General features: G+C 57.3%; 16 protein-coding genes and 2 pseudogenes. 10 read left to right on the plus strand and 8 right to left on the minus strand.

Features of this window, described 5'->3' with window-relative positions; translation table 11 throughout:
• From ACVWY9_RS08860 to ACVWY9_RS08885, 6 genes and pseudogenes are all read right to left on the minus strand, one after another.
• Nucleotides 1–284, minus strand: a pseudogene (locus ACVWY9_RS08860) (helix-turn-helix domain-containing protein); the annotation flags it as partial.
• A 201-nt stretch (nucleotides 285–485) separates the two neighbouring features.
• The gene (gene hisD, locus ACVWY9_RS08865) at nucleotides 486–1799 is read right to left on the minus strand and encodes a histidinol dehydrogenase (protein ID WP_457388110.1); all 1314 of its coding nucleotides are present in this window, start codon (nucleotides 1797–1799) and stop codon (nucleotides 486–488) included.
• A gap of 247 nt (nucleotides 1800–2046) precedes the next feature.
• Nucleotides 2047–2790 carry a hypothetical protein gene (locus ACVWY9_RS08870; RefSeq protein WP_457388111.1) on the minus strand — a complete coding sequence of 248 codons (744 nt, stop codon included), beginning with the start codon at nucleotides 2788–2790 and terminating at the stop codon, nucleotides 2047–2049.
• A 115-nt stretch (nucleotides 2791–2905) separates the two neighbouring features.
• Nucleotides 2906–4090, minus strand: a complete 1185-nt coding sequence (locus ACVWY9_RS08875; RefSeq protein ID WP_457388112.1) for an LL-diaminopimelate aminotransferase — start codon at nucleotides 4088–4090, stop codon at nucleotides 2906–2908.
• Nucleotides 4091–4139: 49 nt separating this feature from the next.
• A complete protein-coding gene (locus tag ACVWY9_RS08880; protein ID WP_414407272.1) occupies nucleotides 4140–4724 on the minus strand; it encodes a TolB family protein in 585 nt (194 codons plus the stop codon).
• A 58-nt stretch (nucleotides 4725–4782) separates the two neighbouring features.
• Nucleotides 4783–5067, minus strand: a complete 285-nt coding sequence (locus tag ACVWY9_RS08885; RefSeq protein WP_414328853.1) for a DUF427 domain-containing protein — start codon at nucleotides 5065–5067, stop codon at nucleotides 4783–4785.
• Nucleotides 5068–5309: 242 nt separating this feature from the next.
• On the opposite strand from ACVWY9_RS08885, the pseudogene ACVWY9_RS08890 reads away from it, so the two are divergent.
• The 10 genes and pseudogenes from ACVWY9_RS08890 to ACVWY9_RS08935 form a co-directional block, all read left to right on the plus strand.
• A pseudogene (locus ACVWY9_RS08890) lies at nucleotides 5310–5493 on the plus strand (hypothetical protein); the annotation flags it as partial.
• A gap of 33 nt (nucleotides 5494–5526) precedes the next feature.
• Nucleotides 5527–6987, plus strand: coding sequence for a DUF697 domain-containing protein (locus tag ACVWY9_RS08895; protein ID WP_457388113.1), 1461 nt, complete (start codon nucleotides 5527–5529; stop codon nucleotides 6985–6987).
• Nucleotides 6988–7035: 48 nt separating this feature from the next.
• Nucleotides 7036–7800 (plus strand): peptidase, encoded by a 765-nt coding sequence (locus tag ACVWY9_RS08900; RefSeq protein ID WP_414387909.1) that lies wholly within the window; start codon nucleotides 7036–7038, stop codon nucleotides 7798–7800.
• A gap of 52 nt (nucleotides 7801–7852) precedes the next feature.
• Nucleotides 7853–8839, plus strand: coding sequence for a glycine--tRNA ligase subunit alpha (gene glyQ / locus ACVWY9_RS08905; RefSeq protein ID WP_414328660.1), 987 nt, complete (start codon nucleotides 7853–7855; stop codon nucleotides 8837–8839).
• Between the two features lie 150 nt (nucleotides 8840–8989).
• Complete coding sequence (locus tag ACVWY9_RS08910; protein ID WP_011431737.1) at nucleotides 8990–9517, plus strand: low amplitude/bright protein LabA; 528 nt, start codon at nucleotides 8990–8992, stop codon at nucleotides 9515–9517.
• 331 nt (nucleotides 9518–9848) lie between these two features.
• Nucleotides 9849–11660 (plus strand): translation elongation factor 4, encoded by a 1812-nt coding sequence (lepA, locus tag ACVWY9_RS08915; protein WP_414356302.1) that lies wholly within the window; start codon nucleotides 9849–9851, stop codon nucleotides 11658–11660.
• Nucleotides 11661–11664: 4 nt separating this feature from the next.
• On the plus strand, nucleotides 11665–12258 hold the full coding sequence (gene yqeK, locus ACVWY9_RS08920) for a bis(5'-nucleosyl)-tetraphosphatase (symmetrical) YqeK (RefSeq protein WP_414328665.1): 594 nt from the start codon (nucleotides 11665–11667) through the stop codon (nucleotides 12256–12258).
• Nucleotides 12259–12300: 42 nt separating this feature from the next.
• Nucleotides 12301–12672 carry a ribosome silencing factor gene (gene rsfS / locus ACVWY9_RS08925; RefSeq protein ID WP_011431734.1) on the plus strand — a complete coding sequence of 124 codons (372 nt, stop codon included), beginning with the start codon at nucleotides 12301–12303 and terminating at the stop codon, nucleotides 12670–12672.
• 595 nt (nucleotides 12673–13267) lie between these two features.
• Nucleotides 13268–13588 (plus strand): hypothetical protein, encoded by a 321-nt coding sequence (locus ACVWY9_RS08930; protein ID WP_011431733.1) that lies wholly within the window; start codon nucleotides 13268–13270, stop codon nucleotides 13586–13588.
• A 57-nt stretch (nucleotides 13589–13645) separates the two neighbouring features.
• Nucleotides 13646–14557: a histone deacetylase family protein gene (locus tag ACVWY9_RS08935; protein WP_457388114.1), complete on the plus strand. Its 912-nt coding sequence runs from the start codon at nucleotides 13646–13648 to the stop codon at nucleotides 14555–14557.
• On the opposite strand, the gene ACVWY9_RS08940 is transcribed toward ACVWY9_RS08935, so the two are convergent.
• The gene (locus ACVWY9_RS08940) at nucleotides 14554–15705 is read right to left on the minus strand and encodes an NAD-dependent epimerase/dehydratase family protein (RefSeq protein WP_457388115.1); all 1152 of its coding nucleotides are present in this window, start codon (nucleotides 15703–15705) and stop codon (nucleotides 14554–14556) included. The two genes, ACVWY9_RS08935 and ACVWY9_RS08940, sit on opposite strands and share 4 nt — an antisense overlap.
• A 93-nt stretch (nucleotides 15706–15798) precedes the next feature.
• On the minus strand, nucleotides 15799–16737 hold the full coding sequence (locus ACVWY9_RS08945) for a fused MFS/spermidine synthase (protein ID WP_414356308.1): 939 nt from the start codon (nucleotides 16735–16737) through the stop codon (nucleotides 15799–15801).
• Nucleotides 16738–16801 lie beyond the last annotated feature (64 nt).

A 16801-nucleotide genomic window follows, 5' to 3' on the forward strand; every position in this document is an offset into this window, starting at 1 on the left:
ATGCAGTTTTGCAGGACTTGCGAATGGACTGCTCTGTACTGCGGAAACAGGGCTTTCGTGCTCACCAAGTCCCGTTTCTGGGAGTAGAAATCGGGATTGTCTTTTAACTCAGGCAAGTGACAGATTAAGGGACAAGCATTGATGTCACAGCGATTGTGTTCCCACCACGCAAAGCGCTCTGCCAAGCGATAGTTATAGTGCTTCCGCAACAACTCTAGCTATTGCTCCATTAGAGCAACTTGGCTAGAGGTAGGGCGTAAGCGATATTGATAGGCAGTTCTCATGATGAGTTTATAAAAGTTCTCATGATGAGCGTATAAAATCCTGCTACGCCGGTCATAGCACCAGTAAGGACAAAGCATCGTGTCCTTGCCTCTCATCCCGACCCTCACCCTGGATAGTGGTGAGTGGATAGTGACTAGCCACTAGTCACTAACAGAGGGTGGGGCTTCCCGGCGGTCTAGCTAACTGCGACCAGGGCTTGATTAGCGCTCCTCCGCCAACCGCACCTGTACCGACTGGCCGTGGGCGGGCAACCCTTCCGCTTGTGTGAGAGCCTGAATGGCGCTGGCCACCTCCCGCAAAGCCGCTGAGCTGTATTGAATCAGACTGGAATGCTTTAGGAAAGTTTCCACCCCCAAAGCCGAGGCATAGCGGGCCGCACCGGCGGTGGGCAAGGTATGGTTGGGGCCAGCCAGGTAATCTCCTACCGCCTCCGGAGTATGGTGGCCCAAGAAAATGGCCCCCGCATGGCGAATGGGATCCAGCAAAGCCCAGGGATCTGCCACCTGCAGTTCCAAATGCTCTGGCGCAAACAGGTTGGACAAAGCCACCGCCGCCGTCAGATCCGACACCACCGCAATCAGCCCGTAATTCACCACCGACTTTTCCACCATCAGACGGTTGGGATGGGCCTCCATCTGGGTGGCCACCGCCTGCTGCACCTGCTGGGCCAGCTGGAGATCGGTGGTCAGAAGGATGGCCGCCGCCAAGGGATCGTGCTCGGCTTGGGCCAGCAAATCGGCAGCCACATAAAGGGGGTTGGCGCTCTCGTCGGCGATGATCAACACCTCCGATGGCCCGGCCAGCGAGTCGATCCCCACCGTGCCGTACACCAGCTTTTTGGCCAAAGTTACGTAGATGTTGCCGGGGCCGGTGATCACGTCCACCTTGGGGATGGTCTCGGTGCCGTAGGCCAAAGCCCCTATTGCCTGAGCCCCTCCAACGCGATAGATGGTGTGGATGCCTACTTCTTGGGCGGCCACCAAAATGGCCGGGCTAATCCCCTTGCCCCCGGAGCCGTCGGATCCCGGTGGCGTCACCATCACAATCTCGGGCACCCCTGCCACCTGGGCCGGGATGGCGTTCATCAACACCGTGCTGGGATAGGCGGCTCGCCCTCCCGGAATGTAGAGGCCGGCGCGATCCACAGGGCGGTATTGCTTGCCCAAGACGATCTCAGGGCCGGGAAAGCTTACCCAACTGCTGGGCACCCGCTGCCGGTGAAAAGCTTCAATGCGCTGCTTGGCCAGCCGTAAGGCTGAAAGCAATTGCGGAGACACCGCCTGGTAAGCCGCCTCCAGCTCGGCCCCAGACACCTTCAGTTCGGCAACGCTCAGCTCCACCTGGTCAAACTCAGCCGTATAGGCCAGCAGGGCACGATCCCCCTGACGGCGTACCGCTTGCAGGATCTCCCGCACGGTTGCTTCACGGTGCAGGTTCTGGTCAGCCTGAGTGCGCTCCGAGATCCGTCTGAGCTCGGCTTCAGCCTCGGCTAGCTGGGTGACGATTCTCAGCATAGCGACTCCTTCGCGTAGAGTGCCGCAACCCCATAGTAACGAGGGATCCGGCGGCATCGCGGTAGCAAAGCGGATCTTTCGCTGGGTCGGCTTGCGGCGACAAGAAGGGACATCCCCAGGCAGGGATCTTGTCTGCACCTGGCGCGATCCGGGTTGATCATGGTCATAGCTTAGCCTGGATTTTCCTCGACCAAGAGCCGGGTAGAGTTCGCCGATAGCCCTACTTAGGAAAAAGCCTGCCCCTTTTTCATAGGCCCAGTTCTGTCGATTTGATCAAGTTGCGAAAATCGTGGATTACCTCTTCACAGCGACGGAAAAAAGCCAGCACCCAATCCCGTAGCACCCTTTGCTGAGATTCGTCCAGTTCCTTGAGGGATCCCCGGTAGTGGATCTGGCCACTGCGCTCGATCTCGAACTGGTTCAGCCATTCTGCTTTGGATCCCTGGCGTTCCACCACTTCCTGCCGTGCTGCCTTCCAATAGTTGACGATCACCGCCTTGCCCAAATAGCCGGTTGTAATCTGGCAGAGACGGTTCAGAGATTGCACGAAGACATCCATCTCCATGCGCGGGCCCGCCGTAGGAGCGGAACTGGGCTGGGTAGCGTTCCGGCCTGCCTCCGCCTGGCTGGTAAATAGACGAAAGGTGGCCAAGCCCTTTGGCGTATCCTGCTGCAGCTCGGCTCGCAGGCGGTTCACGGCCAAGGTGTAAACCGGCATCACCAGCTCGTCATTCACCGCCACCAGCAGCGCCCATTCCGGCCCAAGGGGGTAAACGAAAACCCGCTGCTCGGCAAACTGAAAGTCAAAATAGTCAAGTCCTGGGGGCATGGTCTCCAAAACTTGAAACAGCCCTTCGGTAAGGGCTTGCTGCTGTCGGCTATCCAAATCCTGAAAAGAGCGGTAGAAGAAAGGGCGACTTGCCCGACTCAAGAGCGCCACCCCCATCACCCCACGGATGGACAAAAAACTGTCGAGCGTTTCCTTCTCCATGCCCACTCAACTTGGATAACACTCTTACTCTTATCCTGACTTAGATTGCCCGAGGGTGGGCGAGCACAACCAACCGAGAGCTGGATGCTCGATGTTTGGGATTGATGTTTGGGATTTAGGAAATGCACCGGGACAAAAACGCCTCGATCCGTCCCACCGCCTCCTCCAGACGGGATCCCTCGACCACCAAAGCAAAGCGGACATAGCCTTCCCCACTGGGGCCAAAGCCAGAACCGGGAGACAGGGCAACCCCTGTGGCTCTCACCAAGTCCAGACAAAACTGGGCAGAAGAGCCGCGATAAAACTCCGGCAGAGGCGCCCACAGATACATGGTGGCCTCCGGCAAGGGCACAGGCCAACCCATGCGGTGCAGAGCCGCCACGGCTATATCCCGTCGCTCGCGGTACACCTGCCGCCAGCGCTCCAAAAAACTATCGGGAACTGCCAAAGCCGCTGCTGCCCCCCGCAGAATGCCCTGGTACTGATGGAAGTCGATGGTGGATTTCACCCATCGCAGGGCTCGGATCAGCTCCCGGCTGCCAATGGCGTAGGCTACCCGGAATCCCCCCATGTGATAGGACTTGGAGAGAGAAAAAAACTCGATGGTGCGGGTTTTATCGGGATCCGCCTGCAGCGCGGAAGGGGCTACCTGGCCGTCGAAACGCCAGTCCACATAGGGAAAATCGTGGGCCAGAACGATGTCGTGCTGTTGACAGAATTGTAGGGTTTCCTGCCAAAACTCCGGGGTGACGGTGGCAGTGGTGGGGTTGTGGGGGTAGTTCAACACCAGCAGCCGCGCCTGCCGGCAGATTGCCTCCGGGATCCGATCCCAGCGGGGCAAGAAGCGGTTTTCCGCCCGCAGGGGCAGGTAGTAGGGGATCCCGCCCGCCAGATGGATCCCGCCCACGTGAGAGGGATAGGCCGGATCCGCAACCAAAGCAACATCGCCGGGGTTGAGCAGGGCCAGGGGCAAGAGGGCCGTTCCCTGCTGGGATCCGATCAACGGCAGCACCTCTGTTTCCGGATCGATCTCCAGGCCGAACTTGCCCCTGTACCACTTGGCGCAGGCAGACCGAAAGTCCGCCGTGTCGTGAAACAGCGTGTAGCCATAGGTAGAGGGATCCGACAGAGCCGATTGGATGGCCGCCAAGGAGTCTGAAGGTGGGGGCAGATCGGAGGATCCCAGAGACAGATCGATCACATCCAGGCCAGAGCGACGAGCCTCTCGCTTGGCTCGATCCATTTGGTCAAACACATTGCCGCCGAGGGGCTGAAGTCGCTGGGCGAGGGGAATCAACATGCAGAAACTCTTGCAAAGCAGGGGGGTCTATCCTAGCTTGAGGATCCCCTCAGGGATTGTCGCCAGAAGTGGGGGAAGAGGGTGAGGTTGGGCGCGTGCTGGCTGCCGGCCCCCGGTCGAAAATCTCGATGTGCCACTGCCCTTGGCCGTTGCTCTCGAAGGCGATAAACCGGCCATCGCCGCTGATGGTGGGGTTGCGCACATCTCCCGGCACCCGGCTGCTGATGTTTTCTATCCTGCGAGTTTCCCGGTCGTAGAGAAAAATCTCAGACTTGCCCAGAGCATTGGACACGTAGACGATGTAGCGGCCATCAGCGCTGATGTCGGGCGAGGTAGCCGCCACGTCGCTGGAGTTGAGGCCGGGCAGATCCACCAAGCGACGTTCCACCGTGTCGTAGAGAAAAATATCCTGGCTGCCGCTGCGGGCCGAGGAAAACACCAGGTAGCGGCCATCTCCGTTGAAAGCAGGCTCCCCATCGGGGAAGATGCTGTTGAGGCCACTGTTGGTCAGGCTGGGACGCGGGGTGCGAAAACCTGCGGGGCTGCAGCCCAACAGCACCAAGCTCAATCCGGCCAGGCCCAGCTTTCTCGCCCACCGGGCCGCGCCAAACAGGATCCGGCCATCGGTCAGCATGGCATCGCCTCTCCAACCCACTCTTCCCATCATACCCGGTTGACAAACTCGGCTCCGGCTAGGGCTCCACCTTGACACCCTTCCAGAAGGCCACATAGCCCCGGATGTTGGCCGCAGCGGGTTTGGGATCCGGGTAGTACCAGGCGGCATCTTTGTTCTCCTGGCCGTTGACCACGAGGGTGTAGTAGCTGGCCTCCCCCTTCCAGGGGCAGGTGGTGTGGGTAGAGCTGGGCTGGAAGTATTCCCGGCGCAGAGATTCCGGCGGAAAATAGATGTTGCCTTCTACGGTTTCGTAGCGGTCTGTCTCCGCCACCACTACCCCATTCCAGATAGCCCTGGGCATGGAAAACCTCCTCTTGCCAAGTTTTGGATATCAGATTTTTGAGTTGCGGATCCCGGCGGCTGAGGCCGCCTTGCTTTGAGCTTAACTCTTCCCTTCCTCTTATGATCGTCTTGTATTGTCCCTTGTATTGTCCGATGAGAAGCTCTCTGTCCGGTGGGGAAGCCTGCCGATCCCGAGAGCAAAGTGGAGCATGACTCTAGTCAATAATAAGCTCAACTATACTGAAAATAATGTATAATATGTTCAGCACGGATTACTACCAGTTGATCTTTCTGTTTACTTTCGAGTCTGCCAACATGGTAGCCAAAGCAAAGCAGAAAATTGGTAGTAAGACGACACGGAAACTGCGCTTTGGGTATTCTACTCAAAGCTTTGCGGGATACCGCCATTCTGGTTGGAAACAAACAGAATGCTATCGCTGCATAGTTGAACAGTGATGTTCAGCAGTGTTCAGCGTAAATGTATCAGTCTTTTAAGGGCTGCTTCCTACCGCTATTGAGCGCTACGGCTATGGCTCGCCGCAACACCCTACAAGATGACCTCAACTACCAACAAGCCAAGCGCAGCCTGCGCCAGTGGGTGGCCCAACTGGATCTGCGCCCCCAAGAGGTCGCGGGCTTAGAAGGGGAGTTGGAGAGCTTGCAAGCGCTCTTGGACAAGCTGGAAACCGAGGTCATCCACATCGCCGCCTTTGGTCTGGTGGGGCGAGGCAAGTCTTCCCTGCTCAATGCCCTGCTGGGCGAGCCAGTCTTTGAGACGGGGCCCACCCATGGCATCACCCGTACCCAGCAAGCGGCAACTTGGAACATCAGCTGGGAAACCCGCCCCCAGTCCTCCTTCTCTGGCACATCCCTGCAGGGATCCCGCCTTCCCCCTGCATCCATTCAATCGGTGCAGGTTGCCCATTGGCAGGGATCCCGTCTGGAGCTGATCGACACTCCCGGCCTGGATGAAGTAGACGGCGAAGAGCGGGCGCGGCTGGCCCGAGAAGTGGCGCAGCGGGCGGATTTGATCCTGTTTGTCGTCTGCGGGGATCTGACGCGGGTGGAGTTTGAGGCCCTGGCCACCCTGCGGGAGGCGGGCAAGCCTATGCTGCTGGTGTTCAACAAGATCGACCAGTACCCAGAGGCAGATCGCCAGGCCATTTACGACAAGATCCGCAACGAACGGGTGCGGCAGCTCCTTTCCCCCGACGAGATCGTCATGGTGGCGGCCTCCCCTCGCGTACCCCGCCTGGTGCAAAGGCCGGATGGGAGCTTTGCTGCCCAAATGGAAGTGGGATCCCCGCAGGTGGACGAGCTGCGCCAGAAAATCCTGGAAGTCCTGCATCGGGAGGGGCGTTCGCTGCTGGCCTTGAATGCCCTCCTGTTTGCCGATCGGGTTAACCAGCAGGTAATTGAGCGCAAGCTGCAAACCCGTGCCCAGCAAGCCCAAGACCTCATCGCCTCAGCCGCCCGCACCAAAGCGCTGGCGGTTGCCCTCAACCCCATCACTCTGCTCGATACCTTGGGAGGGCTGGCCATCGATGTCACCCTGATCCTGCGCCTGTCCCGCCTGTACGGCTGGCCCATGAGCACTGCGGGAGCCACACAACTGCTGCAGAAGATCGTCCTCAGCATGCTCAGCCTGGGCGCCGGCGAGTGGGTGGCGCTGTTGGGCCTGGGATCCCTGAAAACCTTGCTGGGGGGATTCTCTCTGGGAGCCTACGGTTCCGTGGCCCTGACGCAGGCGGTGTTGGCCGGGTTTTCCTGCTATGCCATCGGCGAGTCCGCCCGCCGCTACCTGGCCCAGGGAGCCAGTTGGGGGCCAGAGGGGCCCAAAGCCGCCATAGCCCAGATTTTGGCCGATTTGGACGAAGCCTCGATTACCGCCCGCCTGCGAGAGGAAATCCGCCACAAAATCGGATTTGCTTTCTCCTGAACCTCTACAATCGCCTCTACCATCAGAGAGCCGAGCCGCATCGTTCGCATGACCTACTGCCTTGGCATCATCACCCGCTTTGGCTTGGTGATGGCGGCAGATTCCCGCACCAACGCCGGGGTGGACTACGTCTCCACCTACCAAAAGCTGTTCGATTTTTCCGTGCCCGAAGAGCGGGTGATCTTGATCTGCACCTCCGGCAACCTGTCCATCACCCAGGGCGTTTTGACCGAAGTGCAGCGGGATCTGCGCCAACCGGAAAGTTCCAATCTCCACACCTTCCCCCATCTCTACGACGTGGCCCGCTACCTGGGATCCAAAATTCGTTACATCCAGGAGCAAGACCGACCCTGGCTGGAAAAGGACGGTATCGACGCCCAGTGCAGCCTGTTGTTGGGGGGACAGATCCGAGGCGAGGAGCCGGCCCTCTTTTTGATCTACAGCCAGGGCAACTGCATCCAGGCCACCCCGGAAACCCCTTTTTTGCAGGTGGGGGAAACCAAATACGGCAAGCCAATCTTGGATCGCACCCTCTCCTACGAAACCTCGCTAGCAGATGCGGCCAAATGCGCTCTCCTCTCCATCGACTCCACCATGAAATCCAACATCTCCGTCGGCCCCCCCATCGATTTGGTGATGGTGCAAGCGGATCAGTTCAAGGTCACCCACCGTCTGCGCCTGCGCACCGGGGATCCCTACCTGGCCAAGATGCGCAAACTGTGGGAGAGCGCCCTCAAACAAGCCTTCGACCAAATGCCCCCCATCGAGTGGGACTACTCGGATCCAGCTGATCGGGAAGAGCTGCTCGACTGAGAAGAGGAGATTGGTAGGATAGGGGTTAATCCATCTCTGCCCAACCCCTGCCATGTCAGCCCACACCTTTCAAGACTTGATCTTTCGCCTGCAACAGTTTTGGGGGGAGCAGGGCTGCTTGATCCTACAACCCTACGACCTGGAAAAAGGCGCCGGCACCATGAGCCCCCACACGTTTTTGCGCGCCTTGGGGCCGGATCCCTGGCGAGTGGCCTATGTCGAACCCTGTCGCCGCCCCACCGATGGACGCTACGGTCAAAACCCCAATCGCCTGCAGCACTATTTTCAATACCAAGTGTTGATCAAGCCCTCCCCCGATGACATTCAAGATGTGTACCTAAATAGCCTGCAAGCTTTGGGCGTGAACCCGGCAGAACACGATGTTCGCTTTGTGGAAGATGACTGGGAATCTCCCACCTTGGGGGCTTGGGGCGTGGGCTGGGAAGTGTGGCTGGACGGCATGGAAGTAACCCAGTTCACCTACTTTCAGCAGGTGGGCGGACAAGATTGTCGCCCGGTTTCTGTAGAAATTACCTATGGGCTAGAGCGCCTGGCCATGTATCTGCAGGGGGTGGATTCGGTTTTCGATCTCTGCTGGAATGAGCATCCTTCTCTGGGACGGATTACCTATGGACAAATCTATTTCCAAAATGAGGTCGAGCAATCTTATTACAACTTCGAGTATTCCGATCCGGAGATGCTACTGGAATTGTTCCGGCTCTACGAAGCCGAGGCCAAGCGTTTGATCGAAACCACCCAACAGAAACTGCAGAAACAGGTGTTGCCGGATCGGTTGGCCGTGTCTCTGCTCCTGCCCGCCTACGACTATGTGCTCAAGTGCTCCCACACCTTTAACCTGCTCGACGCTCGTGGTGTCATTGCTGTAGCCGAGCGCACCCTCTACATTGGGCGCATCCGTAACCTGGCTCGACAATTGGCGGAGCTGTACGTTAGCCAAGCCGATCGACCGGGATCCAGCTATGCCCTGCGGCAACCGGAACCCGCTTTGGTTTACAGGGGTGCCTCTCCCCAAAGTTAATTCTTGAGAAAGGGATCCCACCTTTGGCTATGATGAGAGATTGGTGTCAGCAAGGTGCTGGCTGCCCAAATGGCTCTTGTGGAAAGTCAGTGACCTCGTTTTCATCCTCTTTTTCTGACCAGTTCACCTTACTTTTTTCGGAAAAGCTTTATGTTTTACCATCATCCCGTCACTCGGGTTTCCATCTTTATTGATGGCAATAATATGTTTTATGCTCAACAGAAAAATGGCTGGTTTTTTGACCCACGCCGGGTGCTGGATTATTTTGTTAGATCACAGCCGAATGTTGAGTTGGTCAACGCCTTTTGGTACACCGGCATCAAGGATCCCCATGATCAGAGGGCTTTTCGAGACGCTCTGATCAGCATGGGCTTCACCGTGCGCACCAAGATCCTCAAAGAATATCGAGATGAAGACTCCGGTCGGTACTCCCAAAAAGCAAATCTGGATATCGAAATAGTAATCGATATGTTCAACACCGTTGGCCAGTACGATAGGATCATTCTATTTAGCGGCGATGGAGATTTTGAGCGGGCCGTCGAGCTGTTGCGTTCCAAAAACACGCTGATTACAGTTGTCTCCACCGAAGGGATGATCGCCCGCGAGCTGCGCAACGCCACCGACCGCTACATCGACCTCAATGACATTCGCCCCTACATTGAGAAGTTAGACAAGTAGTGCTTTGGGCAGGGTTCTGGACTGCTTCCTCTGCCGTCGGGTCAGACCCATAGCCTCCTGGCGAGCTGGCGACAACACCGCCTAAGTTCGTTCTGGCTTTTTCCATCTTCACGGATCCCATCCCTGCCACACAAGCGGCACGTCTGTTGTACCGGCTCTAGTCAGCGCTGCCGGAAAGGAGCTGTCCCGGCCAATTCCAGTAGGGTGCTCTGGTGTCCGGCAGAAGGGCTGTGTCTTCTCCCCTTGGCAGCCAACTTCTGGGCAACCTCAGTTCAGGCAGGGGAGCAGAGAGGCTAGCATTGTAAAAAATCTTTGCCCTGATCAGGTTTTTATGACCGGCGTTCCTGTCTCCCGTATTCGCAACTTTTCCATCATCGCCCACATCGACCACGGCAAATCCACCCTCGCCGATCGCCTTCTGCAGGAAACGGGCACCGTTTCAGCCCGCGAGATGAGGCCACAACTGCTGGACAGCATGGAACTGGAGCGGGAACGGGGCATTACCATCAAGCTGCAAGCGGCCCGCATGAACTACCGTGCCCAAGACGGCCAAGATTATGTTTTGAACCTGATCGACACGCCGGGGCATGTGGACTTCACCTACGAAGTCTCCCGCTCCCTGGCCGCCTGTGAAGGGGCGCTGCTGGTGGTGGATGCCTCTCAAGGGGTGGAGGCCCAAACCCTGGCCAACGTCTACCTGGCCCTGGAGAACAACCTGGAAATTATTCCGGTGATCAACAAAATCGACCTGCCGGGGGCCGAGCCGGAGCGGGTCATTGCCGAGATTGAGCAGGTGATCGGCCTTGATTGCAGCGGGGCAATCCTCGCCTCTGCCAAGGTGGGTATTGGCATTCAAGAGATTCTGGAGGCCATTGTGCAGCGGGTGCCGCCCCCACGGGATACGGTGGCGGAGCCCCTGCGGGCCTTGATTTTCGATAGCTACTACGACGCCTATCGCGGCGTGATCGTCTATGTGCGCATCATGGACGGGGAGGTGAAAACGGGGGACAAGATTTGCTTTATGGCCTCTGGCCGAGAATACGAGATTACCGAGCTGGGGGTGATGCGTCCCAACCAAGAGCCGGTGGATGCCCTACATGCGGGCGAGGTGGGCTACATGGCCGCCGCCATCAAGAGCGTGGAACACGCCCGGGTTGGGGATACCATCACACTGGTGAATCGCAAAGCTCCTGAGCCCCTGCCCGGCTACAAAGAAGCCAAGCCGATGGTGTTTTGTGGCCTGTTCCCCAGCAGCTCCGATCAGTACGCCGAACTCAAAGAGGCTCTGGAAAAGCTCAAGCTCAACGATGCTGCCCTGTACTTTGAGCCAGAAATTTCCAGCGCCATGGGCTTCGGCTTCCGCTGTGGTTTTCTGGGCCTGCTGCACATGGAGGTGGTTCAGGAACGCCTAGAGCGGGAGTACAATCTCGATCTGGTGATCACAGCTCCGACGGTGGTGTACCAAGTTACCCTCAACAACGGCTCTGTGATTCGGGTGGACAATCCCAGCAAGCTGCCTCCCCCCAACGAGCGCACCAGCATTGAGGAGCCGATTGTCAGGGTAGAGGTGATTCTTCCTGAGGAATTTGTCGGTACCGTGATGGAGCTGTGTGAGACCAAACGCGGCACTTTTAAAGACATGAAATATCTGGCGCAGGGTCGGACTACGCTGGTGTATGAGCTGCCTCTGGCGGAAGTGGTCACCGACTTTTTCGACCAATTGAAATCACGCACTCGTGGTTATGCCAGCATGGACTACCAAATGATTGGCTATCGCGCCGATGATTTGGTGCGTTTGGACATTTTGATCAACGGCGATGTGGTGGATTCTCTATCCACGATTGTGCATCGGGACAAAGCTTTTTATGTAGGCCGTTCCCTAGTTGCCAAGTTACGAGAGCTGATCCCACGCCATCAATTTGAAGTGCCCATTCAGGCAGCAATTGGCTCTAAGGTGATTGCTCGTGAAACCATACCAGCCCTGCGCAAAAACGTCTTGGCCAAATGCTACGGAGGAGATGTGACCCGCAAACGCAAGCTTTTGGAAAAACAAAAAGAGGGGAAAAAACGCATGAAGGCGGTGGGAACAGTGGATGTGCCCCAAGAAGCGTTTATGGCCGTGCTGAAGCTGCAGAATGACTAGGGCGATGGGCACTCAACTGGGGCGGGAAGAGGTGTTGGCCTGGCTACAGGAGCGGGTGTCTCCTCCTCGCCTCCGCCATATCTTGGGGGTAGAGGGGATGGCCCGACAGCTGGCGGCCCACTACGGGCTGGATGAGCAGAAAGCTGCTTGGGCAGGGCTGATGCACGACTTGGCCAAGGCTTTCCCGCCGGAGCAACTGTTGCAAAGGGTGGCTCAGGAACGGGAGCTGGATGAAATTGAGCGGGCCGAACCTCACATCCTGCACGCTGAGGTGGGATCCCTGGTGGCGCGGGAGCAGTTTCAGGTACAGGATCCGGAGATTTTGGCGGCCATTGCCAACCACACGCTAGGGCAGCCCGGCATGGATCCGCTCAGTTGCGTGGTTTTCGTGGCCGATGCCCTGGAGCCGAATCGGGGCAACAGCCCAGAATTGGAGCGGTTGCGGCAGATGGCTTTTGTAGATTTGTCTAAAACCGTAGTGGGAGTATGTGACTTGAGCCTAAAATTTTTGCTAGACCGGAATCAGGTGGTTCATCCGCGCACACTCATGACTCGGAATCATTTTTTGTTACATCCTTTAGAAAAAGCGGTGTCCTAGGTTAACTCAGTCGTTTCAGGAGGGTTTTAGTTGCTACATCTCATGCCTGCCCCTGCTGGGGATCCCATCTATTGCATGGCGCTGAGTGCAGCTCGCGCGGCAGAAGAGAAAAAAGGTGGCGATATCGTTCTGCTGGATGTATCCCAAGTCTCCACTTTGGCAGATTACTTTCTTCTGGTCAGCGGCTACTCGCTTACGCAAGTCCGCGCCATTGCCCGAGCAATTGAGGAAAAGGTTTGGGACGAGTGGAAACAAACTCCGCGCCGCATCGAAGGGCAGGAATCGGCCTCCTGGATACTGATCGACTATGCCGATCTCATTGTCCATGTGATTATGCAACAGGAAAGGGACTACTATGACCTAGAGTCTTTCTGGATCCAGGCTCAGCGAGTCGATCTGCCCATAGCAGGCTAAATCTATTTGTTTTGGATCCCTGGATTTGGCAGTTCTTCAGGTCTTGGAGCCAAGGGAAGAGTTGCTCTTTACAACTCTTTAACTGACTTCCAGGGCCTCCTTGACAGACAGAAGTTTTAGTCAATTGTCAAGAAATATGTAAGTTTCTTAATATTCCCGCAATTTCTTACACAGTCACGTGTTAGGGTAGTGAATGAAAATAGCTGAGTAAGATCTTCCTGCCTTTTGCAGTCGAGTTTCTATAGTCTTTGTTAAACGCTCTACCTTGTTTCTCTTGAACGCTGATAATTCTTCGTTGGTACTGAATACCAGCAAAAAGATTTTCCAGCTGCTGATGGCTCCTATTGGCTGCTTTCAGCGGCAAGTGGAAAGGCAAACGAGGCGAATAGAGGAGGCAAGGATTGGCTGCACAAGAGGATCTTACGAACGAAACCGCAACTTCTTCCCGACGGCAGACTTAACTGCAACCGGCTTAAATGGTCGGCCTGTAGGCAAAATCCGGTGCCAAAAGCAGCGGAGGAAGATGGGGAAGCAGCGTTTTTTGTTTAATGTCTGTTTTTAAGAGCGACAGGGATTTTTAGGAGGGACATTCATCATGGAAAAGATGTTGGTTAATATCGTCGAGTACCTGGCATTGGGAGAACTGGAAACTATCCTCTCCACTGAGCACCCCCATCAACAGGTGTTTTATGACGCTAGGGAGCGGGAAGCGATGATGCAGCAGATCCTAAACCGGGTCCCCGCCATCTACATGTGGCTGGCTGCCGATGAGTGTCCCAGCCGCGATCAACTTAATTCCTCTGAGCTGGAATTGCTGCGGTCGGTAGTGCGGGATGTGGTCAATCAAAAACTCCAACAAGCCTCTTTTGGCCTTGACCCCTATGCGGGATCCATGTCAGAGGTCTTCTACGGATAGAGGGGGCGGGCTTAAGCTACACTGCAAAGGCGTTGCCTTAGCTTGTTGCCTCTGCCCATGTTGCCTGTTTACTATTCTGATATTTTCCTCAGCCACGATACCGGGCCATTTCACCCCGAGCGTCCGGCTCGCTTGCAGTCCATTGTTAAGGCGCTGCGTGGTGCCCCTTTTGCCAACCAGTTGGAATGGCGGGATCCCCCCTTGGCGGAGCTGGCAGAGCTGGAGCGAGTACACTCGCGTCGGCACATCCAACAGGTGGCTGAGTTGGCAACAGCAGGTGGGGGACACATTGATGCCGACACTGCTCTCTCGGAGAGAAGTTTTGAAGCGGCGCGCCTGGCTGTGGGGGCTTGGGTGGCCGGCTCTGCTTCGGTTTTGACCACCGCTCAGCCAGCGCTGGTGCTGTGCCGTCCACCTGGGCATCACGCAGAGCCAGAACGGGCAATGGGGTTTTGTTTATTCAGCAACGCAGCCATTGCGGCGCTGTGGGCGCTGGATCAGCCGGGGGTGAAGCGGGTGGCGATTTTCGATTGGGATGTTCACCACGGCAACGGCACGCAGGCGGTGGTGGAGCGCTATCCCCAACTGGCCTATGCCTCCATCCATCAGTTTCCCCTCTACCCCGGCACCGGCTCCGCTCGCGAAACGGGGATCCACGGCAACCTCTGCAACGTGCCTTTGCCTGCCGGCTCGGATTGGTTGGCCTACAAAAAGGCCCTCGACGAGAAGATCTTGCCGTTCTTGCAAGCGTTCCAGCCGGATTTGCTGCTGGTGAGCGCCGGCTTCGACTGTGCCAAAGGGGATCCCCTGGCCGGTATGCAGCTAGAGCCGGAAGCCTTTGGCTGCATGGCCCGCCTTTGCCTGGAGCAGGTGACCCGCAAAACCCTCTTCGGCTTGGAAGGCGGCTATAACCTGGACAACCTGGCGCGCGGCTGGCTGAGCCTGGCCCAAGCTTGCCTGGAGAGTTAACCTTTCCACTTCACCTTGGGTAAAATCTGCCGCACATTCACCCGATCCTTGTACTTGAGAGCAAAGTTGAGCAGCGAATCCAAGAGGGAATCGGACAGATAGTGGGGCTGGAGGCCCAGGTCTAGGAGCTTGGTGTTTTTGGCGTTGTAGTAGTGCTCTTCCAGCTCGACGCGGGGGTTCTCCAGGTGGTTGATTTCCACCTTCAGGCCCATGGTGGCTCCCGCCTTTTGCACCAGCAACGCCAGTTGCTCAACACTAAATTGCTCTGTGAACTGGTTCATCACCCGGAATTGGCCCGGCTCGGCAGGGTGAGCAATGGCCAGCTCCACGCAGCGCACCGTGTCGCGGATATCCAGGAAACCGCGGGTCTGGCCGCCCTTGCCATACACTGTCAGCGGATGGCCCACGGCCGCTTGAATGCAGAAGCGGTTCAGAGCTGTGCCGAATACGCCATCGTAATCGAGACGGTTGATCAGCACCTCGTCCATGCCGGTTTCTTCTGTGAGCACGCCGTATACCACCCCTTGGTTGAGGTCGGTGGCCCGCAGGCCCCAGACGCGGCAGGCGAAGTGGATGTTGTGGCTGTCGTGTACTTTGGAGAGGTGATACATGGATCCCGGCTGCTTGGGGTAGGGCAGGGTATCCTTGCGGCCATTGTGCTCGATGGTGATGTACCCCTCCTCGATGTCGATGTTGGGGGTGCCGTACTCGCCCATGGTGCCCAGCTTCACCAGGTGGCAATCGGGAAATTCCTCCTTGATGGCGTAGAGGATGTTCAAGGTGCCCACCACGTTGTTCACCTGGGTCATCACCGCATGCTCGCGGCTGATCATCGAGTAAGGGGCAGAGCGCTGCTCGCCAAAGTGAACAATGGCCTCCGGCGGGAAGCGGCGCATGCAGGAGATCAGGGCTTCGTAGTTGGTAACGTCGCAGACAAAGATGGGAATGTCCTTGCCGGTTAGCCCCTTCCAGCGATCCACCCGTTGCTCTAGCTGGGCAATGGGGGTCAGGGTAGAAACCCCCAGTTGCAGATCCCAGAGGCGGCGGACGTAGGAATCGAGAATGGCCACCTCATAACCCCTGTTGGATAGGTGCAGGGCCGTCGCCCAGCCACAGTATCCGTCACCACCAATAACCAGGACTTTCATCAGGGAAGCAAAATTCGGCTGCTCACGAATCTACCAAGTTATGGCACCAAAGACAAACTCTCCTGGGATCCCTTCGGGGTGCTGGATAGCCCCTTATTCGATGCGAGGCGGGTTGTCCAGGGTATAAACCGTGGTCTCGGCGGCAATGGCGCGGCGCAGGTGAGCTGGGACTTGGTAGAGGCCCAGAAGGGTGATGCCATCGATGAATTGCAGTGCCCCTCGCTCGGGATCCAACTGTTGGCTCAGAATCTGGTCGATCTGCTCCGGTTCTGGCCTGGGGGAGATGGGATCCTGAGCTGCCAGGGCAAAACCCAGTGGGCCACCGTAGGTGGGGGCATAGATGGCGTAGGGCTGCACGGCGGCAAACACCGTTTTCAGGGTGCGAACAATGCGGGTGTGTTGATGAAGCTCAACCGGCCCCGTCGGCCCGGCTTGGATGGTGAAAGCCCCATCTGGCTGCAACTTGGAGCGGATCTGGCGGAAAAACTCCTGGGTGAAGAGGCGGTAGGCAGGGCCGGACTCAATGGGATCGGAAAGATCGGAAAGGATCACATCCCAAATGGGGCCTGTTTCCTGGAGAAAATCCAAGGCATCGGCAATCACCACCTCCACCCGCGGATCTTCAAAGGATCCCTGGTGCATTTCCGGCAGGTGCTCTCGGCAGGCTGCCACCACCTCCCCATCGATGTCCACCATCACCACCTGCTCCACCGAGCGCCAACGCAGCACCTCCCGCAGCGTTGCCCCTTCTGCCCCCCCCAACACCAGTACCCGCCGGGGGATCCCGCCCGCTTGGACAACCTGCACCATAGCCGGATGAACCAAAGCCTCGTGGTACAGAAACTCATCCACGGTAGTGGATTGCCAATGCCCATCCAGCATCAGACCCTTGCCGAAGGCCCCTGTCTCGGCGATCAGCATCTCCTGGAAAGGGGTTTTTCGGTAGGCCAAGATGCGCGTGACGGCACGGGCGGTGTAGTCCCAAGGGGTAAAGTACTCCTGAACCCAGAAGAAACTTCTCGGGCTGCTCATAAGCACCTCGCTACAGCTTTTTCCAGCAACATAGACTGACCTCTGGGGTGAATCGGATCCCACC

It is taken from the genome of Thermostichus sp. OS-CIW-31 (assembly GCF_054060305.1).